The following is a 23,512-nucleotide window of genomic DNA, read 5'->3' on the forward strand; positions in this document are numbered from 1 at the left end:
TCCTCGACCGTCCAGGGCGCCCACAGGTTGCCGTCCTCGACCACCAGCGTGCCGTCCGTGGTCAGGACGCCGATCCGGGTGTCGGCCGGCTGGGCCCTGACGCCGCCGCCGTAAGACCGCCGTCACGAGCCGTCGCCTGGCGGCTCCTGAGGGGAGGCCACCCGGGGCTCTCCCCCCGCCGCCTTCGTCAGTCGGCGGCGTCCCCGCGGCCCGCGAGGTCGGCCCGCAGGGCGACCACGGCCCGGTCCGCCACGTCGTCGCCGCCGACCAGCTCGACCTGTGCGGCCGGCTCCTCACCGGGAATGTCCGCGACGTTCAGGTAGGCGATGCCGTGCCGGGTCAGGATCGTGCCGACCACCGCGGCGTCGGCGCCCTCGGGCAGGTTCACGCGCAGGATCTGCCGCCCCTGTGCTCCTCCCCGGTACACGACCGTGGGCCACTCGTGTTCGCCACCGTTCCCCTGCGGACCTGGCATTTCCCGCTCCCATCACGAACAGTCACAGTCACGAACAGTCACAGTTGGGAGATCACCGCCGCGAGGACGAGGGAGACCTCGGCCAGCAGCAGAAGGACGGCGCACTGGTAGTACCTGGCCAGCCTGATGATCTGTGCCTTGTTCTCCTGCAGGGTGTCCACCAGTTGCCGCACCAGCTCCCGGTCCACGGGAGAGGTGTCCGCCGCACCCGGCCGCGGGTCCAACACACGGAGCACGCTGTGGCCGAAACGGAAGGTCCGCGGCCAGAGCACCATCATGACGAAGCAGCCCTGCACCAGGACGACGCAGAGCAGGGAGACGGCCGCCCAGAGCGGGAACTCGTTCGAGTCGCGGCTCCCGACCAGGTGGACGGACGACGAGAAGGTGACCACGAAGGCCGCGGTCGCGAAGATTCCGGTCGCCCTCGTCCGAAGGTTTCCGACCGTGCGGTCCTGGGCGGTGAACAGGTCCATGGCCACCTTGTAGGCCAGCTTCACCCGCTCCTGCTCGGCCTCCCGCGCGGCGACCGCGTCAGCGGCGGCCCTGTCGATCGCGGCCCTGTCGATCGTGGCCCTGTCCGCTGCCGCGTCCCCTTCCGTGGACTTCTGAGTGGCGTTCATCCTGCGCAGGCACCACAGCGCGTGCAGGCGGTTCATGCCGCCGCCTCCTGGGATCGCTCCGACCATGCGAGGAGCGCATGCGTGCGTCCTTGTCCCGTTGTTTTCACGATAGCCGCAGCTCCGCGGGGTGTCGACGGACGATCGCCCGGCCACGAAACCGCCGGCGGCACCCGCCCGGGCACGCGGACTCAGGCCGCGTGGGAGAGGTCCGGCGACATCGGCCCCAGCGGGTCCCAGGCCCGCCGGGAAGCGCGCGTCCTCACTCGGGGGGCTGACTTCCCTGGCGCTGCCGCTGGCGGTAGTTGCGCATGGACACCTGGGAGCCGCAGCCGGGACTGCAGTACAGCCCTGCCCCGTTGCGGGTGCGGTCGAAGAAACCGAAATGGCACGGGGGGTTCCGGCACGCCTTGACGCGCCCCCAGTCGCTGCTCTGGGCGAAGGTCGTCACCGCGGCCAGGACGGTCCCGAACACACGCTCCACCCCCGCCTGCGGCGACGCCAGCTCGACACCACCGGCCGTCACCACCGGCGCCAGCGGGTAGAGCGAACCCGCGCGCCGCAGGTGCCGCTCGGCACGCTGCAGCGGCTCGCCCTGGCCCTCGTCGTCGCCCGAGTGCGCGAGCAGCACGGTCACCAGGGCGTCGCGCAGCTCGCGCGCGACCGCGGCATCGGCATCGGTCGCCACGGTTTCGCCGCCGAACTCGCCGTGCTCCGCCACCCACGCGGCGAACGAGTTCCCGTCCGCGAACAGCTCCCGCCGACCGGACCCGTCCGCGCGCGTGTTGACGAACGCGAGCACGGTCTCCACCGCCGGTGTGACGGTGCGCGGGCTGAGTCTGGGAGATCCGGCTGCCGCATTGCTCATGCCCTCACCCTACCTCAACAGGAAGAGGCACTAACCCGCCTAACGGGCAACCTGGGGCGCCCGCGTGCTTGACGCGTTGCTTGCTAACTCGTTACGGTCGCAACATGAATGGAACATCAAACCGGCAGACCCACCCCCGCACATGGCTGATCACCGGCGCGACGTCCGGCATCGGCCGCGAACTGGCGCTCCAGGCGCTCGAGAGCGGCGACGCCGTCGCGGCCCTCGCCCGCGACACCGCCTCCCTGGCCGAACTGACCGAAGCGCACGGCGAGCGCCTCCTCCCCATCCAGGCGGACGTGCGCGACGAACAGGCCGTCCGGGACGCGGTGGAGCGCACGCTCGCACGGTTCGGACGCATCGACGTGGTGGCCAACAACGCCGGCTACGGACTGTTCGGAGCTGTCGAGGAGGCCTCCGACGCCCAGATTCGCGCGGTGTTCGACACCAACGTCTTCGGCGTGCTCAACGTGCTCCGCGCGACGTTGCCGGTGCTCCGCGCCCAGCGATCCGGGCACATCCTCCAGGGCTCGTCCGTCTACGGGCAGTCCGCCCACCCCGGCGTGGGGCTGCTGGCCGCGACCAAGCACGCGGTCGAAGGGCTGTCGGACGCGCTGGCGGCCGAGGTCGCGCCGCTCGGCATCAAGGTCACCCTCATCCAGCCCGGGCTGACCGCAACCCCCTTCCTGGCCAACCTCGATGTCGCGGACGGACTGACCGACTACGACCAGACCGTTCGTGAGGTTCAGAAGGGCATCGGAGAGCTGCCGGCATCCGCGTTCTCCTCCGCGGCGCGGATCGCCGCAGGCATCCGGACCGCGGTCGACAGCCCCAACCCCCCGCTGCGCCTGGCCCTCGGCACCTCCGGTGCCACGGGCATGCGCGCCGCATGGGAGGCACGCATCGCCGAGCTGGACAGCTGGCGGCGCGTGACCGACGCCGTCGACGCGTAACCGCAAGTCCTCCCGGGAGCCGAGGCGCTGAGGCCGGCGGCGGTGCGGATGCCGAAGCCGATGCCGATGCCGATGCCGGCGAGGATCTGCCGCCCCATGGTTGTTCGGGGCCCGGTGGCCCGGTGTACCTCGCGGTGCACCGGGCCACCGGCGTGACCGCCGGGCGGTCCGGACGACGGCGACGTCGGCCGTCATCGCCAGGTCCCCGTGTTCGGGGTGGTGGCAGTGTGCGGCGCGGAGGCGGCCCCGATCGACTGCGTACGGCAGAATCCCGGACCAGGGCCTAGCCGTGATCCGCTCCGGGGACGATGATGTCGCGGTGCCGGCCCCTCGGCCCGGCCCGGACCCCGTCATCGGAAGGCGCCCATGCTGAACCTGTCGGTCCTGCTGGAGGATTCCGCCCGTACGTTCCCGGACCGCGACGCGCTGGTCCTCGGTTCGACGCGGCTCACCTACGCCCAGGTGGACGCCGCCGCGAACCAGGTGGCCAACCTGCTCGTGGAGCGCGGGATACGGCCCGGCGACCGGGTGGCGCTGAGCTGTCCCAACCTGCCGCAGTTCCCGATCGTCTACTACGGGATCCTCAAGGCCGGCGGGGTCGTCGTCCCGCTCAACATCCTGCTGAAGGCGCGCGAGGTGGCCTACCACCTGCGCGACGCCGAGGTGCGGGCGTACTTCTGCTTCGAGGGGACGCCGGCCCTACCCATCGGGGAGGAGGGCCGGAAGGCCTTCGACGAGGTGAAGACCTGCGAGGACTTCTTCCTGATCACCGCCGACCCGGCCGCGCCCGCGTCGATCGAGGGGGCGGAGACCCTGGGCTCGGCGCTCGCCGACCAGGCGCCGGTCTTCGACCCGGTGACCACCGAGGCGACCGACACGGCCGTCATCCTGTACACCTCGGGCACCACCGGCCAGCCCAAGGGCGCCGAACTCTCCCACGTGAACACGGTGATGAACGTGATGGCGTGCAACCGGATGTTCCGGAGCACGCCGGGCACCGACAGCCACGTGCTCTGCCTGCCGCTGTTCCACACCTTCGGTTCCACCGTCCAGATGCACACCGGCTTCTCGACGGCGGCGACCCTCCACCTGGTGCCGCGCTTCGACGCGGAGGAGGTGGTGCGGCTGATGGACACCGAGGAGATCACCTTCTTCGCCGGTGTCCCGACCATGTGGTGGGCCCTGCAGGGCGCGCTCACCGACGCGGTCGACGTCGACCGGATCGCCCGCAACCTGCGGATCGGCGTGTCCGGCGGTGCCCCGCTGCCGGTGGAGCTCCTGACGCGGCTGGAGGAGCGGCTGCACATCCGGATCCTGGAGGGCTACGGCCTCTCCGAGACCTCGCCGGTGGTGACCTTCTCCGACCCCGGCCGCGAGCCGCGCCCCGGCTCGATCGGCGTGCCGATCTGGGGCGTCGAGGTGAAGCTGATCAACGAGGACTGGTCGGAGGTGACCGAGCCCGGCGCCGTCGGTGAGATCGCGGTCAAGGGCCACGTCGTCATGAAGGGCTACTACAACCGGCCCGAGGCCACCGCCGCCGCGATCAGGGACGGCTGGTTCCGCACCGGCGACCTCGCCCGCCGGGACGGGGACGGCTTCTACTACATCGTCGACCGCGCCAAGGACATGATCATCCGGGGTGGCTTCAACGTGTACCCGCGCGAGGTCGAGGAGGTGCTGATGACGCACCCCGCGATCAGCCTGGCCGCGGTCGTCGGGGTGCCGCACGAGAGCCACGGCGAAGAGGTCAAGGCGTTCGTCATCCTGAACCCCGGCGCCGAGGCCACCCCGGACGAACTGGTCGCCTGGGGCCGGGAGGAGATGGCCGGCCACAAGTACCCGCGCATCGTGGAGATCGTCGAGACGCTGCCGATGACGGCCACCGGGAAGATCCTCAAGCGCGAACTCAGCTGACCGGCGGACCGGGAGGCGTGGGAGCCGGCCCCCTGCCCCACGCCACCCGTCGGTACTTCCTAGGCCGGGAAGCTGTCGATGAACGCCTCCCGGCCGCCGGCCAGGTCGAGGGGTTCGAGTTCGGCGTCGTAGTCGACCCACCACACCACCGGGACGGTGGGCGCGAGTTCGTGCAGCGCCTGGTAGATGACGGTGAGCGGCGCGGAGTGCGGTGCCCGGTCCTCGAAGGAGAAGGCGGCGTGCCGCAGGTTGTACGAGACCTCCGCCCACCGGCCGGGTTCGACCTCGGCGTGGATCTCCAGGAAGTTCTCGAAGGCGCCGCTCACCGTGGCGTCCGGCCAGTGGCGGCGGACGCAGTCCTTCAGCTGTTCGCCGGTGAAGGTCCACGGTCCGGCCTGCTCACGGTCGGCGCTGACGTAGAAGGTGGCTCCCACGGGGTGTTCTCGCTTCTCTCGGTGGTGCGGATCCGGTCTCGCACCGGACACGGACTCGGACAAGGACGCGGACGCGGACTCGGACAGCGTCACCGTCACGGTACGACGCGGACGTTGCCGGTGACGCCCTTGGCGGTCATCAGCGCCTGGAAGTAGCCGCTGGCCTTGCCGTCGTTGGTGATCAGCTCCAGGTGGTCGACCTTGTTGCGCGGGTCGTTCAGCGCCGAGGCGTACTTGTCGAGCTTCTTCGCCTCGCCGTCCATCGTGTTCTCGTACACGAAGTCGAAGACGCCGTCCGCGTTGTCCAGCCGGAACGGGGACTTGCAACTCTTCTGCTGGCCGATGTACTTGGCGTCGATCGCCGCGCCGTCCTCGGGGCGGACGCCATCGGCGTCCATGCCGAGCTCGCGGCCCGTCTCCGGGTCGGTCACCGTGGTGTACAGCCGGTACTCCGTCGACCCGGCCACCCGGACCTGGTAGCCCCGGCGGGCGTCGATCTTGGGGTCGCCCTTGGCGGAGGGGCCGAGCGCCGGGAAGGTCCGGCCGCCCTGCTCCATCTGCGTCATCCAGGCCCGGACGGCGGCCTGGTCCTGCGGGGACAGCACCGGGAAGGGGCTGTTGGGATCGCGGGGCAGCGGCGGCATGCCGGGGGTGACGGTGAACGGCGGGGGCTTGGGCCCGGGAGCCGCGGCGGCGTCGGTCGCGCCGGCCAGGACGACGGCGGTGGTGGCCGTGGCGGCCGTCACCGCCGCACCCACCGGGATCAGGTTCGCCGCCGCGGTGTCCACCACGGCCGCCGCCTCGGCCAGCACGGCGAGTTCGGCGCTGCCCTCGACGGCGGCGGTCATGGCGGCCGCCGCGGTGCCGGCCTCGGCGACGATCGCCGCCTCGCCGCCGGCCGCCGCCACGTCGGATCCGCCGAGCGTGAAGACCGTCAGCAGGATGCCCGCCCCGGCGACGATGCCGGCCGCGATCGCGAGGTCCTCCAGCTCGTCGCGCAGGTTCTCGACGTGCTGGGCGTACGACTCGCAGGCCTGGCCGAGCTTGTACGCGGCGTTGGTGATGCTGTTCAGCAGCGGGCCCTCGGTGGCGCAGCCGTCGTGCACCTTCGCCCAGTTCTGCGCGAAGGAGGTGACGGCGCCGGAGGTGCTGGAGGCGGTGACGCGCAGCACCCGCTTGTCGCCCTCGGCGCCGAGCTTGCTGACCAGTTGGGCGAAGTTCTTCCAGTCGGCGGCCGCCTGCCGCAGCTTGCTGGGATCGCCCTGCGGCCAGAACTCCTTGAGCAGGTCGTGGATGGCGCCGCTGTCGTTGTGGCCGGCCGCGGAGTGGAGCTTGGCCTTCGCGACCTCTTCGTCGCACTGCGGGTTGGCCGACTCCGGGAGCTTCTGCGGGGCCATCATCGAGGCGGCGATGTCGGCGTCGGTCGTGAGGTAGCTGATCGCCATCGTGTAGAGGCCGTTGGCGGTGCCACCGAGCTGGCCGACCACCCTGGCCATCGCGTCGACGAGCTTCTGCGCCGCGGGGTCGTAGCCGGCGGCGAACTTCTTGCCCGCCTCGTCGTCTCCCGCCATGCCGGCGGTGCCGTCCGTGGCGAACACCAGGCTGCGGTAGATCTGGGCGGCGGCGCCCTGCAAGTCGGTGAACCCGGCGGACGACAGCAGCATGTCGGTCGGTTTGACGTGAAAGTCCGTCATGGCGTACCCCCGAAATGTCCTGACACAGCCACGGTAGCAAGCGGCACCGACAGTGACAGGCCCTCGGAACGGAGCAGGCACCGGAGCCGGGGCGGGCTCCGGTGCCGCACGGGTCAGGACCGGTGAACGCGCTCCTCCCGGTGCTCACACCCTCGGCGCGGGTCCTCCGCATCGAGGCTGTGGGCGGTGGGGGAGCGCCGGGGGTCAGCGCAGTCCGGCGAAGAGGTCGGTCTCGGGCAGCGCCGCGCCGGTGGAGTCCTGGACCCGGACGAAGGTCTCCACGCCCCACAGGTCGGTGAACCGCTCCTTGCCCATCCGCAGGAAGAAGATGTTCTCCCCCTGGCTGGCGTGCGCGGCCAGGGCGTCGAACTTCTGGTCGCTGAACTGGGTGGTGTCCACCCAGGTGGAGATCTCCTCGTCGGGCAGGCCGATCCCGGGCAGGTCGTCGCCGGCCTCGGCCGGCTCCGCCTCCTCGAAGTCCTCGCCGAACTCCCGCATGACCTCCCCGAACTTCCGCACCATCGAGTGCGGCGCGGTCGTCCAGTAGACCTTGGGCGCCAGGTCGGTCATCGTCAGCGCGGCCATGGTGATGCGGTGCGCCTGGATGTGGTCGGGGTGGCCGTAGAACCCGTTCTCGTCGTAGGTGACCACCACGTCGGGCCGGTAGTGGCGCATCAGTTCGGCGAGCCGGGCGGCGCCCTCCTCGACGGGCGTCTGCCAGAAGGAGCCCGGGGCTTCGTTGGTCGGCCAGCCCATCATTCCGGAGTCGGCGTACTCCAGCAGCTCCAGGTGACCGACCTTCAGCACCTCGCAGCTGGCCTCCAGCTCCTGCCGGCGCATCGCGGCGACGGCCGCCGGGTCGTGCCCCGGGTCGCCGGGCTTGACGCCCCCGGGCCCGTCACCGCAACCGCCGTCGGTACACGTCACCAGGACCGTGCGGATGCCCTCGGCCGCGTACCGCGCCAGGACACCCCCGGTTCCGCTGGCCTCGTCGTCGGGGTGGGCGTGCACCGCCATCAGCGTCAACGGCCGGTCAACCATGAAAACCATCCTCCGGTCTGTAAGTGCTCGCAACGAGTCTGCGGTACGGCGGTGGACAACCGCCCCGCATTATCGGGGTGACCGGGGGTTAACCAGGGGAGGGCTCGGGGAATTCCGCCGAATCCGGGGCGTCGGGCTCGGGGGCCGGGCCGTTTCGCGCCCTTCGCCCCGGGCGGGATCAGTCCGTGGCCTCCGCGGTGTCCGGCGGGAAGGGGACGGGGTAGGCCTCGGCGAAGTCGGCCGAACGGGAGACCTCGCGCCACCTGGTGTCCTCCGCCAGCAGCCGGCGGTCCATCGCGATGGAGCCCTCGGCCGCGTTGACGCCGAGCGGCAGGTGGTGCGGGACGTCCTGCCGCTTGGCCATTCGGACCAGGATCTCGGCGGCGCGGACGGGGTCACCGGCCGCGCCGGCACCCTCGCTGTTCTGCCGCAGCAGCCGGTGGACGGCGCCGACCGTCTCGTCGTACGCCTCCGGGACGTCGTGGACGGTCATGGAGGACCCGGCCCAGTCGGTGCGGAAGCCGCTGGGCTCGACGACCAGCACCTTCACCCCGAAGGGGGCGGTCTCGGCCCGCAGGACGCGGCTGAACCCGTCGATGGCGAACTTGGCGGCCTGGTAGGAGGCGATGCCCGGCGAGCCGCCGACCCGCCCGCCCATCGAGGAGAACTGCATGACCAGGCCGCCCTTCTGCTCGCGCAGCAGCGGGAGAGCGGCCTTGGTGACGTTGTAGACGCCCCAGAAGTTGGTCTCGAACTGGGCGCGGAAGTCGGCGTCCTCGGTGGTCTCGATCGGCGAGACGTTGGCGTAGCCGGCGTTGTTCACCAGCACGTCGATCCGGCCGAAGTGGGCCTGCGCCTCGGCGAGGGCCGTACGGGCGGCCGCGGGGTCGGTGACGTCGAGGGCGATCGGGCGGACTCGGTCGCCGAACTCCTCGACGAGGTCGGCGAGTTGCTCGGGCCGTCGGGCGGTCGCGGCGACCCGGTCGCCGGCCTCCAGGGCGGCGCGGACGAGGGTGCGGCCGAAGCCGCGGGAGCTACCGGTGATGAACCACGTCTGTTCCATGCCGTTAGTAAAACACCGTTGCGGTAATAGCGCAACGGTGTTGCGGTAATACGGCAACGGTGTTGCTCTACGATGGGCGGGTGGAAGCAGCAGCGGAGTTCCGGCGGGCTCGGTCGCCCGAGGCCAAGCGGCAGCGCGAGGCCTCGATCCTGGAGGCGGCCCGGGCGCTGGGCCGGGAACGCGGCATCAGGGACGTCTCCCTGACCGACATCGCCGCCGCCGTCGGGATGCACAAGTCGGCGCTGCTGCGCTACTTCGAGACGCGCGAGGAGATCTTCCTGCGGCTGACCGCGGAGGGCTGGCAGGAGTGGTCGGGTGCGCTGGCCGAGCGGCTGCGGGACGCCCCGGACCCTGGCCCGACCGCCGTGGCGCGGGCCTTCGCCGGTACCCTCGCCGCCCGCGGACTGTTCTGCGACCTGCTCGCCCACGCCCCGCTCAACCTCGAACGCAACGTCTCACTCGACGCGGTGCGCGACTTCAAGCTCGCCACGCTCGCCGCCCGCGAACCGATCACCGAGGCCGTCCGGGAGCAGTTGCCCACCCTGAGTGACGAGGGCGTGATCGACCTGATCGCCACGGCCGTCTCATTGGCCGGGGCGCTGTGGCAGATCGCCAACCCGGGCGCGGAGGTCGCAGCCCTCTACCGCAGCGACCCCCGCCTCGGCCACGCCGTCATCGAGGTCGAACCCCGGCTGGCCCGCATCCTGACCGCGACGATCACCGGTCTGGTCGCGGGGACGGATCCCGCCCAGGGCTGACCTGCCCCCACGACCGAGCCCTGACGGGCCTGCCGTCCTGCCGAGCCCGCCCCGATCACGGGCCTGCCGCCCTCACGACCCCGCCACGCTCAGGACCGCGCCGGGAGCGGACCACCGCTGGTCAGGGCGGTACCTCTCGGGGATCCCGGGCGATCGGCCGGACGGCCCGTGGAGCCGGTCTTCACGATCGCTGGACCGCGCTCGCCAGGGCTTCGGCGATGCGATTCCCTGATTGCGGGCCGGAGACCGCCGGTGGGAAGCACACCGCGGCGCCGACCCCGTACCACCGCACCTCCGGCAGGCCCGGCCTGCGATGAACAGCCTTCCAGGACTTTCCAGGACAGCGGATCAAGGGAGAACGCGCGTGAAGATCAGCCGGAAGCTCGTCGTCAGCGCCGTCGCCGGCGGCATCCTCGCAGGGACCGTCGCGCTCGCCGCGCCGGCCAGCGCCGAGGTCAAGCCCATCGACTGCGGTGCCGCCCAGGGCCGTGGGGTGACCGTCTACTCGGGCGGCCCGAACAACTACCACGCCGTCCGGTGTTTCGGCTTCACGGGCAGCGGCTCCCAGACGCTCAGCGTCTGGATGACCGGCACCTCCGCCGTGGGCTCGGGCGTGAACACCGGTTACACCAACTACTACACCAGCGGCGGCCGTGACACCGGTGCGCGCTTCAACCCGTGGAGCATCACGCCCTACATCGACATGAACTCGACCACGTACTCGGTCAACATCTGGTCCTGAGTCATCTGGTCCTGAGCCACACGCCCGGTCTCACCGCGGCGGGCGCCGGGCACGACGCCGGCGCCCGCCGCCGTTCCCAGGGACGGTTCACCATGAGCGCAATGCGCGGAACGACCCGACGCGCGGCCGGGCTGCTGGCCCTGGCGGTGTCGGTCGCGGTGTCGGCGGCGGCCGCGACGGGCTGCGGACCGGCCGCCGGCGGCGGTACGGCGGCGCCCGCCGCCGGCCCGGTCGCGACCATCACGGCGGTCGAGCAGATCGCCCGGCCGATCGACCGCTATCTGGTGACCCCGCAGCAGGTCACCACCCTGCAGGCGGCGGCGAACGCCCTGAACGAGACGTGCATGCGGGCGTACGGACTGCCGCCGGTGGCCTCCGACCTCATCGGCTTCGACGAGCAGGCGCTGCGGTACGACCGCACGCACGCCCCGCTGTACGGCTTCTTCGACCCGGAGCGGGCCGCCGTGAGCGGGTACGACCGGGTTCCCGCGCAGTCCGTACCGGCCTCGCCGGCGACCGCGACCGCGGCCGCGCCGCCCTCGCCGGAGACGCTGGCGGTGGAGCACGGGGTGGACCCGACGGGGAAGGCGGTGCCCGCGTACGCCGGCAAGGCCGTTCCGGACGGTGGCTGCAAGGGGGAGAGCACCCGGGGCGCCGGCGGCGCGCTGCCGCTGCCGGATCCGCGGGCCCTGCCGGACCACGGTCCCGAGGTCGCCACCGGCGATCCGCGGGTCCGCGCCGCCTTCGCCGCGTGGAGCGCGTGCATGCAGGGCAAGGGCTACCGCTATCCGACGCCGCAGGACGTCCTCGCCGACACCACGTTGCTGCCGAGGACGGCCGAGGTGAACGGCGTGGTGTCCGTCGAGCACTCGCCGCGGGAGCTGCGGCAGGCCTCCGACGACGTGGCGTGCAAGCTGTCGACCAACCTGGTCGGCATCGCGCTGGCCGTGCAGTCGGCCTACGACACCCGGTACATCGAGAGCCACGGCCCGGCGCTGGCCGCCTACCGGCAGCGGATCGAGGACCGGGTCCGGGCGGCGGAGCGGATCCTCCGGGAGCAGGGCAAGGCCTGACGCCGGTGAGGACGGTCGGCCCCGGTCCTGGAGGGACCGGGGCCGAGGGGCGGCCGTCACGGAACGGGGCCCCAGCCGAAGTCGGGCCTCAGCCGAAGTCGGGGATCGGGTGGTCCGGGCTGAGGGCGGCGGCGATCCGCTGGGCGATGACGTGGGCGCTGTGCCCCCCGGGGGCGTTCGGGCCGTTGGTGGTGGCGACGGCGATGGCCAGGTGCTCGCAGGGCAGGTAGTCCTGGGAGGCGGAGTAGCCGAAGAACAGCGGGTGTTGGGAGATCCAACCGCCCACCACGAGGACGCCCATGCCGTAGTGGGTGGCCTCGGTCTGCGCGAGGCAGATGTCCGCCGGGCACTCCTTCGTCGGCGTGCCGAGCCCCACCGTCCCCGGGTTCAGCAACTGCTGGTAGCCGGCCGGGGAGAGCAGCTCGCCGGCGCCGATGCCGACGGCGGAGCGGGCCAGGTCGCAGATGTCGGTGGTCTCCACCGCGCCGGGGGCGGTGGTCCACGAGGGGTTCCAGAAGGTGGATTCCTCGTACGTGCCGCGCTCGGCGGTGAAGGCGTGCAGGACGGGCGCCGGGATGTCGGGGGTGTGGCTGTCGGCGGTCTCGCGCAGGCCGAGCGGTCCGAGGACCTCCCGCTGGAGCAGGACCTCCAGCGGCTCGCCGCTGATCCTCTCCAGCGCGGCACCGAGCAGGACGAAGTTGGCGTGCGAGTAGCTCCAGTCGGTGCCCGGCTCGTACAGCAGGTCCCGACCGGTGGAGAGCGCGACCAGTTCCTCGGCCGTCCACTGACGGAACGGGTCGGCGTAGACGGCCTCTTGGAAGCCGGGCACCTTGACGTAGTCCACCAGGCCGGTGGTGGAGGCGCCGAGCATCCGCAGCGTCATCCGCCGGCCGTAGTCGTCGGGCAGGCCGGGCAGCCACCGCCCGATCGGGTCGTCGAGGCCGACCCTGCCCTGGTCGACCAGCCGCAGCAGCGCCGTGCCCATGTAGCTGATCGCGATGTTGCCGTTGCGGAAGTGCATGTCGGGCCGGGCCGGGACCTCCGTCATCGACTCGCCGAGCGCGGTGGTGAGGAGCTCGCGGCCGTCGACGGTGACCTTCAGGATCACGGATTCGAGGTCCAGTTCGGTCTTGGCCTGCTCGGCGATCCGCAGCACGTCGAGCGCCGGACCGCGCTCGGGCCGCGGGGAGCCGACGCAGGGCCGGCGGTGTGGCTCGGTGGCGTCGGCCGTGGCACCGGCGGTGGTGACCGGGGAGCAGAGGGCGAGGAGCGCGGTGGCCGCGGCGAGGCGCAGCAGGGAGGTCCGGCGGGAGGGTCTCATGGCCGGAGTATCGGCCGGGCCCGCTCCGGCACCCGGACGGCGGCCACCGACCCGCCCCAACATCACCCGTCGGGCCCGCCCGCACGGGCGGGTGCGGCGAACCGACGGGCGGCGGTGCCGGCTCATCGGCTGCTGAGCAGTCCGTCCACCAGGGAGCGCAGCCCGTCCCGGTAGGTGTCCTCGGCGGTCAGTCGCTCCCAGTGCTCGCCGACTTCCGCGAGCCGGGGCAGCTCGGCCGGGTCGAGTCCGGCGAAGACCTGCGCGCGGTGGGTCGGGCGGTCGTCGGCGCCGCGGCGGCGGGCGGCCGCCACCCGGACCACGATCTCGCCGGCGGTGTAGTACCAGATCGCGCGGTAGCCCCGGACGGCCTGGTCGAGCGACAGCCCGCACCGGACCAGGCCGTCGACGATCTGCTCGACGAACCAGAGGGCGTGGGTGGACAGCAGGTCGTCGGCGGTCAGCACCTCGACGATCCAGGGGCAGTCGACCAGCGCCCCGTGGATCGCGGCCGAGGCGGCGACGACCCGCTCGCGCGGCTCGGTGGGCAGCTCGCGGGGCCGCAGCGCCTGCGCGGCGTGGTCGTCCAGCAGCAGCAGGAGCAGCTCCTCCTTGTTGCGGACGTGGTGGTAGAGCGCCATCGGCGTGCTGCCGACCTCGCCGGCCAGGCGGCGCATGGTCAGTTTCCCGACGCCCTCCTCGGTCACGATCCGGCGGGCCGCGCCGACGACCTCCTCCCGGGAGATGCGGGGAGGTCGGCCGGTGGCCTTGCGCGGTGCGGAGGGCTGCTGCATGCCCCCATCATCCCCCGGGCCTCGACAGCGGCGGCCCTCCGGGGGTACTTTCCTTACATGTACAAAAATGCACGGGGTCGCCCTGACCCGACCGTCGCCCATCGCCCCGGAAGCTCCACCGACCCCGCCGCCCCGGCGGAGAAGCACCTGGAAGGAACCCGCTCATGACGACGACTCCGATCGCCGCGGTCGACCTGTTCGCCTCGGCCCTGCACATCCGCCCCGACGGTGAGGTGCGGGCCACCGGGCGCCGGATGACCGGAGGCGAGCGCGGCGCCTGGCAGATCGCCACCTTCCACGTGGAGACCGACGCCGACGTCCACGCCGACCACTGGGAGATGCACCCCGAGGCCGAGGAGGCGGTGTGCTGCCTGGCCGGCGGTGTCCGCGTGCACTTCCGCCCCACCGGCCCCGACCAGCCGGAGGAGACGGTGCGGCTGGCGGCCGGCACCGCCGTGGTGGTGCCCCGCGGCCGCTGGCACCGGCTGGAGCTCGACGCGCCGAGCGACCTGATGTCGATCACCCTGCGCGCCGGCACCCGGCTGGAGCGCCGCACCGAGGCCGGCTGACCGCCCGACCGGCCCGTCGCCGCAGCGCCGCGTGGTACCGCGGTACTACGGACGCGTCGATGATCGGCCCCCGGTACCACGGATCGGGCCGCACCCGCCCCTAGCGTGGAGACCGAGGGCGGCCGGGACGGCCCGGCGCCCCGGACCACAGGGATGACCGATGATCGAGGCGCACCAGCTGACCAAGCGGTACGGCGAGAAGACCGCCGTGGACCGGCTGGACTTCACGGTCCGGCCGGGCACGGTGACGGGCTTCCTCGGGCCCAACGGCGCGGGCAAGTCGACCACGATGCGGATGATCGTCGGACTGGACGCCCCCACCAGCGGCACCGTCCGGGTCAACGGCCGCCGCTACGCCGAGCACGGCGCTCCGCTGCAGGAGGTCGGCGCGCTGCTGGAGGCCAAGTCGATCCACCCGGGCCGCTCCGCCTTCCACCACCTGATGGCCCAGGCCCACACCCACGGCATCCCGCGCCGCCGGGTCGAGGAGGTCATCGAGCTGACCGGACTGCAGTCGGTGGCCCGCAAGCGCGCCGGGGCGTTCTCGCTCGGCATGGGCCAGCGGCTCGGCATCGCCTCGGCGCTGCTGGGCGACCCGGCCACGGTGATGCTGGACGAGCCGGTCAACGGCCTCGACCCCGAGGGCGTCCTGTGGATCCGCAACCTCCTCACGGGGCTCGCCGCCGAGGGGCGCACCGTCTTCGTCTCCTCGCACCTGATGAGCGAGATGGCCCTGGTCGCCGACCACCTGATCGTGGTCGGACGGGGCCGGCTGCTGGCCGACACCACCGTGCAGGAGCTGGTCCGCCAGGCCGGCGGCGACGTGGTCAAGGTCGCCAGCGCCGATCCGTCCCGGCTGCGCGCCGCGCTGGCCGGACCGGGGGTGGAGATCACCGGCCGGGCGGGCTCGGAGGAGCTCCTGGTCACCGGGCGCACCGCCCGCGAGATCGGCCTCGCCGCCGCCGAGCAGGGCATCGCCCTCTTCGAGCTCACCCCCCGGACGGTCTCCCTGGAGGAGGCGTTCATGGACCTGACCCGCGACGCCGTCGAGTACCACGGCACCACCACCACCGCGGACGGCATCACCGCCGCCGAGGGCACCGACACCCCGAGGAGCGCGGCATGAGCGTGACCGCACCGAGCCCGACCGCCGCGCCCGCCGGCCCCCGGCCCGACCGCCCCGCCTACAAGGTGACGGCGCTGCGCGTGCTGCGCTCCGAGTGGGCCAAGCTGTGGTCGCTGCGCTCCAGCTGGATCACCCTGGGCCTGGCCCTGCTGTTCCTGATCGGCTTCGGCCTGATCGCCGCGTTCCAGTTCAAGTCGCGGCTCTCCGAAGGCCGTCCGATGGACCGCGACTTCGCGGCCGCGGGCGCGCTGAGCCTGTCGCTGTTCGGCACCAACTTCGCCCAGCTGGCGCTCGGCGTCCTCGGCGTGCTGGTCGCCGCCGGCGAGTACTCGACCGGCATGATCCGCTCCACGCTGGCCGCCGTCCCCCGCCGGCTGCCGGTGCTGTGGTCCAAGGCCGCGGTGTTCGGCCTGATCGCCCTGGTGCTCGGCACCGCCGGCGCGTTCGTCACCTTCCTCGCCGACAGCCGCATCCTGGCCGGCACCCGGGCGGCGATGGGCCTCTCCGACGCCGGGGTGGTGCGCGGTCTGTTCGGCGCCGGCCTCTACCTGGCGCTGGTCGGCGTGATCGGCGTCGCGCTCGGCGCGCTGCTGCGCTCGGTGGCCGGCGGCATCGCCGTCCTGGTCGCCACGCTGATGCTGATCCCCGGGCTGACCGCCCTGCTGCCCAGCTCCTGGCAGGACCACATCTCGCCCTACCTGCCCAGCCACGCGGGCCAGGCGATGTTCGCCCTCCAGCACGACAGCGGCACGCTGTCGCCGACGGCCGGGCTGCTGGTCTTCCTCGGCTGGACGGTGCTCGCCCTGGCGGGAGCCGCCGTACGCCTCACGCGCAGCGACGCCTGAGCCGGGCGGGAGGCCTGAGACACTCGGGGTGCGGCGCCGGGCGGACCGGCGCCGCACGCACGTGCTCGGGACACACCGGTGATCCCGGAAACAGCCGATCGACATGGCCGAGCAGGGAGGTGCCACCGGTGAGCGACCACGCCACCGCCACGGGTCCGTTCACCGGGGCCGAGACGCTGTCCGGCCACCCGCTGTTCGCCCGGCTGGCCCGGATCGGCCAGCGGATCCGGGAGGCGGACCGCGACCACCCCTGGGTGCTGGACGTCGCCGTGGTCGCCGCCGTCGTCCTGCTGTTCTGCCTGCCCGACCTCGTCCCCGGGCACGGCGAGGGCGGTGCGCGCGAGCACCGGATCGTCCTCACCCGGCTGCCGCTGCCCGCCACGCTGGCGCTGCAGGCGGGCCTGGTCGTCCCGCTGCTGTGGCGGCGGCGCCGACCCGCGGCGTCCTTCGCCGCGATCATGGCGGTGTTCGTCCTGCAGTGGTCGATGAACGTCGGCCTGCGCGCCGACGTCGCCCTGCTGGTGGCCCTCTACAGCCTGGCCCTGCACGGCCGGCTGCGGCACCTGGCCTGGTCCTGCGCGGCGATGGTCGGGCCGTCGCCGTGGTCGCGGCCGCCGTCTCCGGCGGCGGGCTGCCGGTCGGGGACGCGCTGTTCTTCCTGTTCAGCGCCGCCACGGCGGCCGTCGCCCTGGGCATCGCGGTGCGCATCCGGCGCGCCCAGCTGGCCGGACTGCGGGAACGCGCGGCCCGGCTGGAGATCGAACGGGACCAGCGCAGCCGGCTGGCCGCGGTCACCGAGCGCACCCGGGTGGCCCGCGAGATGCACGACATCATCGGCCACAACCTGTCCGTCATCGTCACCCTCGCCGACGGCGGCGCGTACGCGGCCCAGGCCGCCCCCGAACGTGGCCGGGAGGCCCTGCTGCTGATCGGCGACACCAGCCGCCAGGCCCTCGGCGAGCTGCGCCGGATGCTCGGCGTGCTGCGCGAACAGGGCGACGAGGCCGCCGAGTTCACCCCGCAACCGGGCATCGCCGACCTCGACGGGCTCTGCGCCCGGTTCCGCGCCGCCGGGCCGCAGGTGGTGTACACGGCCGCCGGGGACCTGGACCGCCTGGACCGCGGCATGCAGCTGATGGCCTACCGGATCGTCCAGGAGTCGCTCACCAACACCCTCAAGCACGCCGGCCCGGACACCCGCGCCCACGTCACCCTGAGCGCCGACCCCGACCGGCTGCGGGTCCGCGTCCGGGACAGCGGCCCGCCCCCCGGCGCCCGGCCGCCCGCCCACCCCGGCGGCGAGGGCCAGGGCCTCACCGGTATCCGCGAACGCGCGGCCCTGTACGGGGGCACCGTGACCGCGGGCCCGGGCCCCGGGGCAGGATGGACCGTGGAGGCCGTACTCGACCTCACCCCCGACCCGACAGGCGGCCCGACGTGACCACCGTCCTCATCGTGGACGACCAGCCACTGCAGCGCTACGGCTTCCGCATGCTGCTGGAGAGCCAGCCCGACACCGAGGTCGTCGGCGAGGCCGCGCACGGGACGGAGGCCGTCCGGCTGACCGCCGACCTGCGGCCGGACGTGGTGCTGATGGACATCCGGATGCCCGGCATGGACGGCATCGAGGCGACCCGCCGGATCGTCGCCTCCGGCGGCCGCTCCCGGATCCTCGTGCTCACCACCTTCGACCTCGACGAGTACGCCCACGCCGCGCTGCGCGCCGGGGCCAGCGGTTTCCTGCTCAAGGACGCCCGCCCCGAGGACCTGCTCTCCGGCATCCGCTCCGTCGCCGAGGGGGACGCCGTCGTCGCCCCCGCCATCACCCGGCGCCTGCTCGACGCGTACGCCCACCGGCTGCCGGTCCGCCCGCCCGGCGCGGAGCCCGTCGCCGACCCCCGGCTGGAGGCCCTGACCGAACGGGAGCGGGAGATCCTGGTCGCCGTCGCCCGGGGCTGGACCAACGGCGAGATCGCCCAGCGCCTGGTGCTCGCGGAGTCGACCGTCAAGACGCACGTCAGCCGGGTGCTGGCGAAGATCGGCGCCCGGGACCGGGTGCAGGCGGTGATCTTCGCCTACGACCGCGGCCTGACCCGCCCGCAGCCGCCGGTCTGAGCCGGAGCCCGACCGCTCAGCCCACTGGCATGATCCCCAGGTGCCGCAGGGCGGAGCGGGCCGCGTGCACCCCGCACAGGCCGTGGACGCCCGCACCGGGCGGGGTGGCGGCCGAGCACAGGTAGACCCCGGGGATGCCGGTGGCGTACGGATCGAGGGCGGCGCGCGGGCGCAGCACGGTCTGCAGCGGGGTGTTGGCGCCCGTGCAGATGTCGCCGCCGACGAGGTTCGCGTTCCGGTCGGCCAGGCGGAGGGTCGGGGTGACGGCCGTGGCCAGCACCCGCTCCCGGAAGCCGGGGGCGAAGCGTTCGAGCTGGGCGAGGACCGGCCCGGAGGCGTCCCCGTCGTAGCCGTGCGGCACGTGCGCGTAGGCGTACACGGGGTGGACGTCGCCGCGCGAGCGGCCGGGGTCGGCGAGGTACTGCTGCGCCACCAGGACGAAGGGGCGCTCGGGCAGCCGGCCGAGGGCGGCCTCGCGTTCGGCGTGCGCGATCTCCTCCAGGGTGCCGCCGAGGTGGAGGGTGCCGGCCCGGCGGCAGTCCGGGTGGCGCCAGGGGACGCCGTCCTGGACGGCGAAGTCCATCCGGAACGCCGCCGGCCCGTACCGCCAGCGCCGGTAGGCGCGCCGGACGCGCGGGGGCAGCTCCTCGCCGCAGAGGTCCGCGGCCGCGCCGGGGGAGAGGTCCAGCAGGACGAGCGGGCAGGGCCGCAGCTCGGCCAGCGAGCGCACCTCGTGGCCGGTCTCGACGCGTCCGCCGAGTTCGGTGAGCCGGCTCGCGAGGGCGGCGGCGATCCGGCCGGAGCCGCCCCGGGCGACCGGCCAGCCGCGGTGGTGCGCGGCCGCGAGGAGCAGCAGGCCGACGGCCGAGGTGAGCGGCCGGTCCAGCGGCTGGAAGGCGTGCGCGGCCGCCCCGGCGAACAGCGCCCGGGCCCGGTCGGTGCGCCAGTGCCGGGCGAGCAGGGTGGCGGGCCGGACGGCCCGCAGGCCGAAGCGGGCGAGCGGCAGCGGGTGCCGGGGCAGGTGCGGCAGCGGGCGCAGGGCGTCCTCGGCCAGGGCGTCGAAGTCCGAGCTCGGCCGGGTGAACACCCGCAGCCAGGCGTCGGCGTCGGGCCCGAGCGCGCGGGCGGTGTCCCGGAGGGAGCGCGTCGCCACGGCCGCGTCGCCGCCGTCCAGCGGGTGGGCCAGGTCGACCTCGGGCCAGGCCCACCGCAGTCCGTGCCGGGCGAGGTCGGGGGAGCGCAGCAGCGGGGAGGCCACGCCGAAGGGGTGGACGGCCGAGCAGTGGTCGTGCAGCAGGCCGGGCAGGGTCGCCTCGCCGCTGCGGGTGCCGCCGCCGATCTCCTCGGCGGCCTCCAGGACCGTGACGGCGAGTCCGTGCCCGGCGAGCGTGACGGCGGCGGCCAGGCCGTTGGGCCCGGAGCCGACCACGACGGCATCGGTCATGCGCCGGCTCCCGCCCGTGATCCGGCGGGCCGGCGGACGGCGAGCAGCGCGGTGTCGTCGCCGAGGCGGCCGCCGGTGTGCCGCATGACGGCGGCGGCGACCTCGTCCACCAGGCGCTCCGGGTCGCCCGCCCCGGGCACGCCGACCAGCCCGGCGAGGTGGGCGCCGAGCGGGAAGAACCCGCCCTGCCGGTCGCGGGCCTCGGTCACCCCGTCGGAGACGATCAGGACGGTCTCGTCCGCGCCCAGGGGTACCCGCAGGACGGGCGGCAGACCGCCCGCCAGGTGGGCGAGGCCGATCGGCGCACCGTGGCCCGGCGGCAACTGCCGTACGCCGCCGGGGCCGAGGACGTACGGGCTGTCGTGGCCGAAGTTGACCACCTCGATCTCCCCCGGCGCTTTCCTCGGGAAGGAGATCACGACGGCCGTGGTGAACCGCTCCTCCTGCGCGCCCAGCCGGACGGACAGCAGGTTCTGCCGGTGCAGCCGCTCCTCCAGCCAGGACGCGACGGTCGCCAGGTCCTCCTGGTGGTAGGCGGCCTCCCGGAAGCAGCCGACCAGGGCCGCCGCGGTGGAGACGGCCGGCAGACCCTTGCCCTGGACGTCGCCGAGGATGACCCGGGCGCCGTACGGGGTGGACAGCACGTCGTAGAAGTCGCCGCCCACCCGGGCCTCCACGTCCGCCGCCAGGTAACGTGCCGCCGAGTCCACCCCGCCCCAGCCCGGCGGCACCGGACGCAGCACCACCTGCCGGGTGGTCTCGGCGGTGCCCTGCAGCCGGTGGACGTAGGCGGCGGCCCGGGCGCGGTTGACGCTCAGCGGGACGGCGAGCGCGGAGCCGGCGATCACCAGCAGGTAGTCCTCGATGCCCTGGTCCTTGGCCCAGATGCTGTCCAGCACGGGGTACCCGGCGATCGCGACGCCCGCGAACACGGCGGTGAGCGGCGGGCCGCAGAGCCCGGCGGCGACCACCGGCACCAGGGCCAGCCAGCTGACGGACGAGAAGGTGGTGGGCGTCGCGGCGGCCACGCCCACCACCGCGCCGAGCAGCGCCGTGGGCACCAGCCAGGAGCGGTGGCCGTACCGGACCAGCAGCGGCAGGGACGGCTGGGTCGCGCCGACGGATCCCGAGCCGGCCCCCGGGCGCCACCGTTCCGGGAACCGCCCCGACCGCAACCGCCCCCGCCCGGCCCGACGTCGCTCGGAACCCACCCGTGCCGTCCCTCCTCGGCCCGACGTCGCGCGGGGCCCTCCGCAGGGCGCGGCGGTCGTGGACGTCGCGTTCCTGGTCTCCACCCCCGCGCCAGGTGCGAAGCCGTGGGGCGGAGCCGTCGCGCCCCAGGCTAGGCCCTCTCTTTCGGATCGTGTCGGATCAGCGCGCGGGGTCGGGCGCCCGGAGGGCCCCGCTTCCGGCCGGGGGCCGCTCCGACCGGCCCGGGAGCCGTCAGCCGTCCAGGGTGTCGCTGACGTTCACGGCGGTCAGGACCAGCCAGCCGACGACCGGGACGCCGAGGGTGATCGCGAGCGGCCACTGCATGCCGATGAGGAAGAGGCAGCCCATCGCGGAGAGGAAGGTGACGATGGAGCCGAGCGCGAGCGGGCTCACCCGCGGGCCGACCCGCGGCCAGACCAGACCGCTGGTGGTGAGCGCCGACCCCAGACCGACCAGCAGGGCCACCTCGACGGAGGTCAGCCAGGGCGTGATGGGGTTGTCGGAGCTGTGCCCGCGGTAGGAGAGCTCGGCCACCCGGTTCCGGAAGACGGTCAGGTCCAGATCCGCGCCGACCTTCGTCTCGTAGTAGAGGTCCGGGTCGACCTGGTAGGTGTCCTCGGGTGCGGTCTCGCGCGCGACGGTCAGGTGGTAGTCGGTGGAGTCGCTGCCGCCGGCCGTCTTCCGCGCCGTCACCCGGCCTGTCTCGTGCCACACGCAGTCCGTGCCGGGCGTGGCCGCCGGAGTGCCGCAGGCCGGGGCGACGCGGTGGGCGCCCACCCGGTGGTAGGCGTCGACGTACCAGCTGAAGCCGAGCACCGTGGTGGCCAGCCCCGCGAGGAGCACCAGCAGCGGCGTCAGCGCCCGGGCGACCCCCACGGCGGCCCGTCGGGCCCTGCCGGGCGGCCTGACGGCCTCCCTGATCCGCGTGTTCATCCCCACCCCCGTCGATCGGGTCCCGGACACCTCCCCGGTGCCTTGGCCCTCTCTTTCGGATCTTGCCGGGCGCACGACAAGATCCGAAAGAGAGGGCCTAGTCGGGATGATTCCAGCGACGTGACGCCCGGGGGAACAACGCGGCTGCTTTGTAGCGGAGTTGTGAAGGAGCGTCGGCCGGGCGGGGGTGGGGCGGAGCGGTCAGGGGAGCAGGAGGGTGGCGAGTTCGTCGAGCAGCTCGGCGACCCGGCGGGCCTGGGCCGGGTCCGGGACGGCCGTCGCGATGACCGGCTCCGCGGGCTGGGCGACCCGGGCGCGGATGGCGCCGCGGGCGCGGTCGGAGACGGTCAGCAGGGTGCGCCGGCCGTCGGCCGGGTCGGCGGTGGCGTCGAGCACGCCGGCCTCGCGCAGCCGGGCGACGGAGGCGGAGACGTGGCTCTGGGCGAAGCCGGTGCGCACCCGGATCTCCTGCGCGGAGGTGCCGGGGTGGCGGTACACGTCGGAGACCACGGCGATCTCTCCGGCGGTGTAGCGCGCGGATGCCGGGTCGGTGATCATCGTGCGGCCGAGGTCGGTCAGCCGCTTGCCGAGTCTGAGGAGTCGCACGCCGTCCATGACCGCAGAATACATCTTCACCGATGCATCGGTGGCGATGTAGATTGCCGACATGACGACCTCCGACCAGGCCTCAGGACCGACCTCCGACCAGGCCTCCGGCTCGACCTCCGAACCGCTCAGCCCGGTCTCCCGCACCGCCCTGTCCGTGGCCCGGGTGCGGGCCCACGAGAGCGCCCGCCCGGAGCCGCTCTTCGTCGACCCGTACGCCGCCGCGTTCGTCGCGGCCGCCGACCTGCCGGCGCCCGCCGCGGACCGGGGCAGCGCCCTCGCCAAGTCCCTGGTCGCGCACGGCATCCTGCGAACCCGCTTCTACGACGACCGCCTCCTCGCCGCCGGCGCCGAGCAGGTGGTGCTGCTCGCGGCCGGCCTCGACACCCGGGCCTACCGGCTGGACTGGCCGGCCGGCACCCGGGTCTTCGAACTCGACCTGGCTCCCGTGCTGGCCTTCAAGGACCAGGTCCTGGACGGCCTCGGCGCCCGCCCGAGCAGCGACCGCAGTACCCTGCCCGCCGACCTGCGCGACCCGGACTGGCCCGCCCGGCTGGTCGAGGCCGGCTTCGATCCGGCGCGGCCCTCGGCCTGGCTGGCCGAGGGCCTGCTGGTCTACCTCACCGCCGAGGAGGCCGCCGGGCTGCTCACGGCCGTCGCCGACCTCGCGGCCCCCGGCAGCCGCCTGCTGCTGGAGAAGGGCGGCGACCCGGCCGCCGCCCCGCAGGACCCGTCCCTCGCCCACATCACCGACCTGTGGCGCGGCGGCCTCGGCCCCGACACCCACGGGTGGCTCGACCGGCACGGCTGGACCTCCGAACTCACCACCCTGGACCGGATCGCCGAGACCTACGGCCGCCCGCTGTCCCGCGCCACCACCCGGGGCTTCATCGAGGCCGTCCGGCGCCCGTAGCGCCC

At 73.7% G+C, this 23,512-nt stretch carries 23 protein-coding genes and 1 pseudogene; 11 read left to right on the forward strand and 13 right to left on the reverse strand.

What is annotated here, in order from left to right:
* Window positions 1-187: 187 nt before the first annotated feature.
* The 3 genes from ACIRD3_RS04070 to ACIRD3_RS04080 form a co-directional block, all read right to left on the reverse strand.
* Entirely contained in the window at window positions 188-475 is a 288-nt protein-coding gene (locus ACIRD3_RS04070) for a hypothetical protein (RefSeq protein ID WP_402211251.1), read from the reverse strand.
* Between the two features lie 38 nt (window positions 476-513).
* The gene (locus ACIRD3_RS04075) at window positions 514-1,131 is read right to left on the reverse strand and encodes a hypothetical protein (RefSeq protein ID WP_402211254.1); all 618 of its coding nucleotides are present in this window, start codon (window positions 1,129-1,131) and stop codon (window positions 514-516) included.
* A 223-nt stretch (window positions 1,132-1,354) separates the two neighbouring features.
* Entirely contained in the window at window positions 1,355-1,960 is a 606-nt protein-coding gene (locus ACIRD3_RS04080) for a CGNR zinc finger domain-containing protein (RefSeq protein WP_402211256.1), read from the reverse strand.
* Window positions 1,961-2,064: 104 nt separating this feature from the next.
* On the opposite strand from ACIRD3_RS04080, the gene ACIRD3_RS04085 reads away from it, so the two are divergent.
* Window positions 2,065-2,913: an SDR family NAD(P)-dependent oxidoreductase gene (locus ACIRD3_RS04085; RefSeq protein WP_402211259.1), complete on the forward strand. Its 849-nt coding sequence runs from the start codon at window positions 2,065-2,067 to the stop codon at window positions 2,911-2,913.
* A gap of 366 nt (window positions 2,914-3,279) precedes the next feature.
* The gene (locus tag ACIRD3_RS04090) at window positions 3,280-4,827 is read left to right on the forward strand and encodes a long-chain fatty acid--CoA ligase (RefSeq protein WP_402211262.1); all 1,548 of its coding nucleotides are present in this window, start codon (window positions 3,280-3,282) and stop codon (window positions 4,825-4,827) included.
* Window positions 4,828-4,886: 59 nt separating this feature from the next.
* Here ACIRD3_RS04090 and ACIRD3_RS04095 read toward each other — a convergent pair whose 3' ends face one another.
* The 4 genes from ACIRD3_RS04095 to ACIRD3_RS04110 form a co-directional block, all read right to left on the reverse strand.
* The gene (locus ACIRD3_RS04095) at window positions 4,887-5,261 is read right to left on the reverse strand and encodes a hypothetical protein (protein ID WP_402211265.1); all 375 of its coding nucleotides are present in this window, start codon (window positions 5,259-5,261) and stop codon (window positions 4,887-4,889) included.
* 95 nt (window positions 5,262-5,356) lie between these two features.
* Window positions 5,357-6,955: a restriction endonuclease fold toxin-2 domain-containing protein gene (locus ACIRD3_RS04100; protein ID WP_402211268.1), complete on the reverse strand. Its 1,599-nt coding sequence runs from the start codon at window positions 6,953-6,955 to the stop codon at window positions 5,357-5,359.
* Window positions 6,956-7,159: 204 nt separating this feature from the next.
* Entirely contained in the window at window positions 7,160-7,996 is an 837-nt protein-coding gene (locus tag ACIRD3_RS04105) for a PIG-L family deacetylase (protein ID WP_402211270.1), read from the reverse strand.
* Window positions 7,997-8,174: 178 nt separating this feature from the next.
* The gene (locus tag ACIRD3_RS04110) at window positions 8,175-9,059 is read right to left on the reverse strand and encodes an SDR family NAD(P)-dependent oxidoreductase (RefSeq protein ID WP_402211273.1); all 885 of its coding nucleotides are present in this window, start codon (window positions 9,057-9,059) and stop codon (window positions 8,175-8,177) included.
* An 80-nt stretch (window positions 9,060-9,139) separates the two neighbouring features.
* Here ACIRD3_RS04110 and ACIRD3_RS04115 point away from each other — a divergent pair, with 80 nt between their 5' ends.
* From ACIRD3_RS04115 to ACIRD3_RS04125, 3 genes are all read left to right on the forward strand, one after another.
* Window positions 9,140-9,817, forward strand: a complete 678-nt coding sequence (locus ACIRD3_RS04115; RefSeq protein WP_402211276.1) for a TetR family transcriptional regulator — start codon at window positions 9,140-9,142, stop codon at window positions 9,815-9,817.
* A 364-nt stretch (window positions 9,818-10,181) separates the two neighbouring features.
* Window positions 10,182-10,559, forward strand: a complete 378-nt coding sequence (locus ACIRD3_RS04120) for a hypothetical protein (RefSeq protein WP_350628471.1) — start codon at window positions 10,182-10,184, stop codon at window positions 10,557-10,559.
* 101 nt (window positions 10,560-10,660) lie between these two features.
* Window positions 10,661-11,632, forward strand: a complete 972-nt coding sequence (locus tag ACIRD3_RS04125; protein WP_402211280.1) for a hypothetical protein — start codon at window positions 10,661-10,663, stop codon at window positions 11,630-11,632.
* A gap of 88 nt (window positions 11,633-11,720) precedes the next feature.
* Here the strand turns inward: ACIRD3_RS04125 and ACIRD3_RS04130 are convergent, their stop codons facing one another.
* Window positions 11,721-12,953: a serine hydrolase domain-containing protein gene (locus ACIRD3_RS04130; protein ID WP_402211283.1), complete on the reverse strand. Its 1,233-nt coding sequence runs from the start codon at window positions 12,951-12,953 to the stop codon at window positions 11,721-11,723.
* A gap of 122 nt (window positions 12,954-13,075) precedes the next feature.
* Window positions 13,076-13,744 (reverse strand): TetR/AcrR family transcriptional regulator, encoded by a 669-nt coding sequence (locus ACIRD3_RS04135; RefSeq protein ID WP_402211286.1) that lies wholly within the window; start codon window positions 13,742-13,744, stop codon window positions 13,076-13,078.
* 164 nt (window positions 13,745-13,908) lie between these two features.
* On the opposite strand from ACIRD3_RS04135, the gene ACIRD3_RS04140 reads away from it, so the two are divergent.
* From ACIRD3_RS04140 to ACIRD3_RS04160, 5 genes and pseudogenes are all read left to right on the forward strand, one after another.
* Entirely contained in the window at window positions 13,909-14,313 is a 405-nt protein-coding gene (locus tag ACIRD3_RS04140) for a cupin domain-containing protein (RefSeq protein WP_402211289.1), read from the forward strand.
* 160 nt (window positions 14,314-14,473) lie between these two features.
* Window positions 14,474-15,439, forward strand: coding sequence for an ATP-binding cassette domain-containing protein (locus ACIRD3_RS04145; RefSeq protein ID WP_402211291.1), 966 nt, complete (start codon window positions 14,474-14,476; stop codon window positions 15,437-15,439).
* Window positions 15,436-16,284, forward strand: coding sequence for an ABC transporter permease (locus ACIRD3_RS04150; protein WP_402211294.1), 849 nt, complete (start codon window positions 15,436-15,438; stop codon window positions 16,282-16,284). Before ACIRD3_RS04145 ends, ACIRD3_RS04150 begins: the two co-directional genes overlap by 4 nt.
* A 128-nt stretch (window positions 16,285-16,412) precedes the next feature.
* Window positions 16,413-17,725, forward strand: a pseudogene (locus tag ACIRD3_RS04155) (sensor histidine kinase).
* Window positions 17,722-18,399, forward strand: a complete 678-nt coding sequence (locus tag ACIRD3_RS04160) for a response regulator (RefSeq protein WP_402211297.1) — start codon at window positions 17,722-17,724, stop codon at window positions 18,397-18,399. The pseudogene ACIRD3_RS04155 and the gene ACIRD3_RS04160 overlap by 4 nt, the downstream one beginning before the upstream one ends.
* Before the next feature lie 16 nt (window positions 18,400-18,415).
* On the opposite strand, the gene ACIRD3_RS04165 is transcribed toward ACIRD3_RS04160, so the two are convergent.
* The 4 genes from ACIRD3_RS04165 to ACIRD3_RS04180 form a co-directional block, all read right to left on the reverse strand.
* Window positions 18,416-19,843 carry a phytoene desaturase family protein gene (locus ACIRD3_RS04165; protein WP_402211300.1) on the reverse strand — a complete coding sequence of 476 codons (1,428 nt, stop codon included), beginning with the start codon at window positions 19,841-19,843 and terminating at the stop codon, window positions 18,416-18,418.
* Window positions 19,840-21,054 carry a PP2C family protein-serine/threonine phosphatase gene (locus ACIRD3_RS04170; RefSeq protein WP_402211303.1) on the reverse strand — a complete coding sequence of 405 codons (1,215 nt, stop codon included), beginning with the start codon at window positions 21,052-21,054 and terminating at the stop codon, window positions 19,840-19,842. The genes ACIRD3_RS04165 and ACIRD3_RS04170 overlap by 4 nt, the downstream gene beginning before the upstream one ends.
* 232 nt (window positions 21,055-21,286) lie before the next feature.
* A complete protein-coding gene (locus ACIRD3_RS04175) occupies window positions 21,287-21,988 on the reverse strand; it encodes a hypothetical protein (RefSeq protein ID WP_402211305.1) in 702 nt (233 codons plus the stop codon).
* Between the two features lie 201 nt (window positions 21,989-22,189).
* The gene (locus ACIRD3_RS04180; RefSeq protein ID WP_402211308.1) at window positions 22,190-22,657 is read right to left on the reverse strand and encodes a MarR family transcriptional regulator; all 468 of its coding nucleotides are present in this window, start codon (window positions 22,655-22,657) and stop codon (window positions 22,190-22,192) included.
* Here ACIRD3_RS04180 and ACIRD3_RS04185 point away from each other — a divergent pair.
* Window positions 22,656-23,507 carry an SAM-dependent methyltransferase gene (locus tag ACIRD3_RS04185; RefSeq protein WP_402211311.1) on the forward strand — a complete coding sequence of 284 codons (852 nt, stop codon included), beginning with the start codon at window positions 22,656-22,658 and terminating at the stop codon, window positions 23,505-23,507. The two genes, ACIRD3_RS04180 and ACIRD3_RS04185, sit on opposite strands and share 2 nt — an antisense overlap.
* The last annotated feature ends 5 nt before the right edge of the window (window positions 23,508-23,512 follow it).

It is taken from the genome of Kitasatospora sp. NPDC093550, assembly GCF_044764985.1.
GTDB lineage: Bacteria > Actinomycetota > Actinomycetes > Streptomycetales > Streptomycetaceae > Kitasatospora.

Bases quoted from the DNA above. Each gene is read 5' to 3' on its own strand.
- ACIRD3_RS04070 (WP_402211251.1), bottom strand. From the start codon at position 475: ATGCCAGGTCCGCAGGGGAACGGTGGCGAACACGAGTGGCCCACGGTC.
- ACIRD3_RS04075 (WP_402211254.1), bottom strand. From the start codon at position 1,131: ATGAACCGCCTGCACGCGCTGTGGTGCCTGCGCAGGATGAACGCCACT.
- ACIRD3_RS04080 (WP_402211256.1), bottom strand. From the start codon at position 1,960: ATGAGCAATGCGGCAGCCGGATCTCCCAGACTCAGCCCGCGCACCGTC.
- ACIRD3_RS04085 (WP_402211259.1), top strand. From the start codon at position 2,065: ATGAATGGAACATCAAACCGGCAGACCCACCCCCGCACATGGCTGATC.
- ACIRD3_RS04090 (WP_402211262.1), top strand. From the start codon at position 3,280: ATGCTGAACCTGTCGGTCCTGCTGGAGGATTCCGCCCGTACGTTCCCG.
- ACIRD3_RS04100 (WP_402211268.1), bottom strand. From the start codon at position 6,955: ATGACGGACTTTCACGTCAAACCGACCGACATGCTGCTGTCGTCCGCC.
- ACIRD3_RS04105 (WP_402211270.1), bottom strand. From the start codon at position 7,996: ATGGTTGACCGGCCGTTGACGCTGATGGCGGTGCACGCCCACCCCGAC.
- ACIRD3_RS04110 (WP_402211273.1), bottom strand. From the start codon at position 9,059: ATGGAACAGACGTGGTTCATCACCGGTAGCTCCCGCGGCTTCGGCCGC.
- ACIRD3_RS04125 (WP_402211280.1), top strand. From the start codon at position 10,661: ATGCGCGGAACGACCCGACGCGCGGCCGGGCTGCTGGCCCTGGCGGTG.
- ACIRD3_RS04130 (WP_402211283.1), bottom strand. From the start codon at position 12,953: ATGAGACCCTCCCGCCGGACCTCCCTGCTGCGCCTCGCCGCGGCCACC.
- ACIRD3_RS04135 (WP_402211286.1), bottom strand. From the start codon at position 13,744: ATGCAGCAGCCCTCCGCACCGCGCAAGGCCACCGGCCGACCTCCCCGC.
- ACIRD3_RS04140 (WP_402211289.1), top strand. From the start codon at position 13,909: ATGACGACGACTCCGATCGCCGCGGTCGACCTGTTCGCCTCGGCCCTG.
- ACIRD3_RS04145 (WP_402211291.1), top strand. From the start codon at position 14,474: ATGATCGAGGCGCACCAGCTGACCAAGCGGTACGGCGAGAAGACCGCC.
- ACIRD3_RS04150 (WP_402211294.1), top strand. From the start codon at position 15,436: ATGAGCGTGACCGCACCGAGCCCGACCGCCGCGCCCGCCGGCCCCCGG.
- ACIRD3_RS04165 (WP_402211300.1), bottom strand. From the start codon at position 19,843: ATGACCGATGCCGTCGTGGTCGGCTCCGGGCCCAACGGCCTGGCCGCC.
- ACIRD3_RS04175 (WP_402211305.1), bottom strand. From the start codon at position 21,988: ATGAACACGCGGATCAGGGAGGCCGTCAGGCCGCCCGGCAGGGCCCGA.
- ACIRD3_RS04185 (WP_402211311.1), top strand. From the start codon at position 22,656: ATGACGACCTCCGACCAGGCCTCAGGACCGACCTCCGACCAGGCCTCC.
- ACIRD3_RS04180 (WP_402211308.1), bottom strand. From the start codon at position 22,657: ATGTCGGCAATCTACATCGCCACCGATGCATCGGTGAAGATGTATTCT.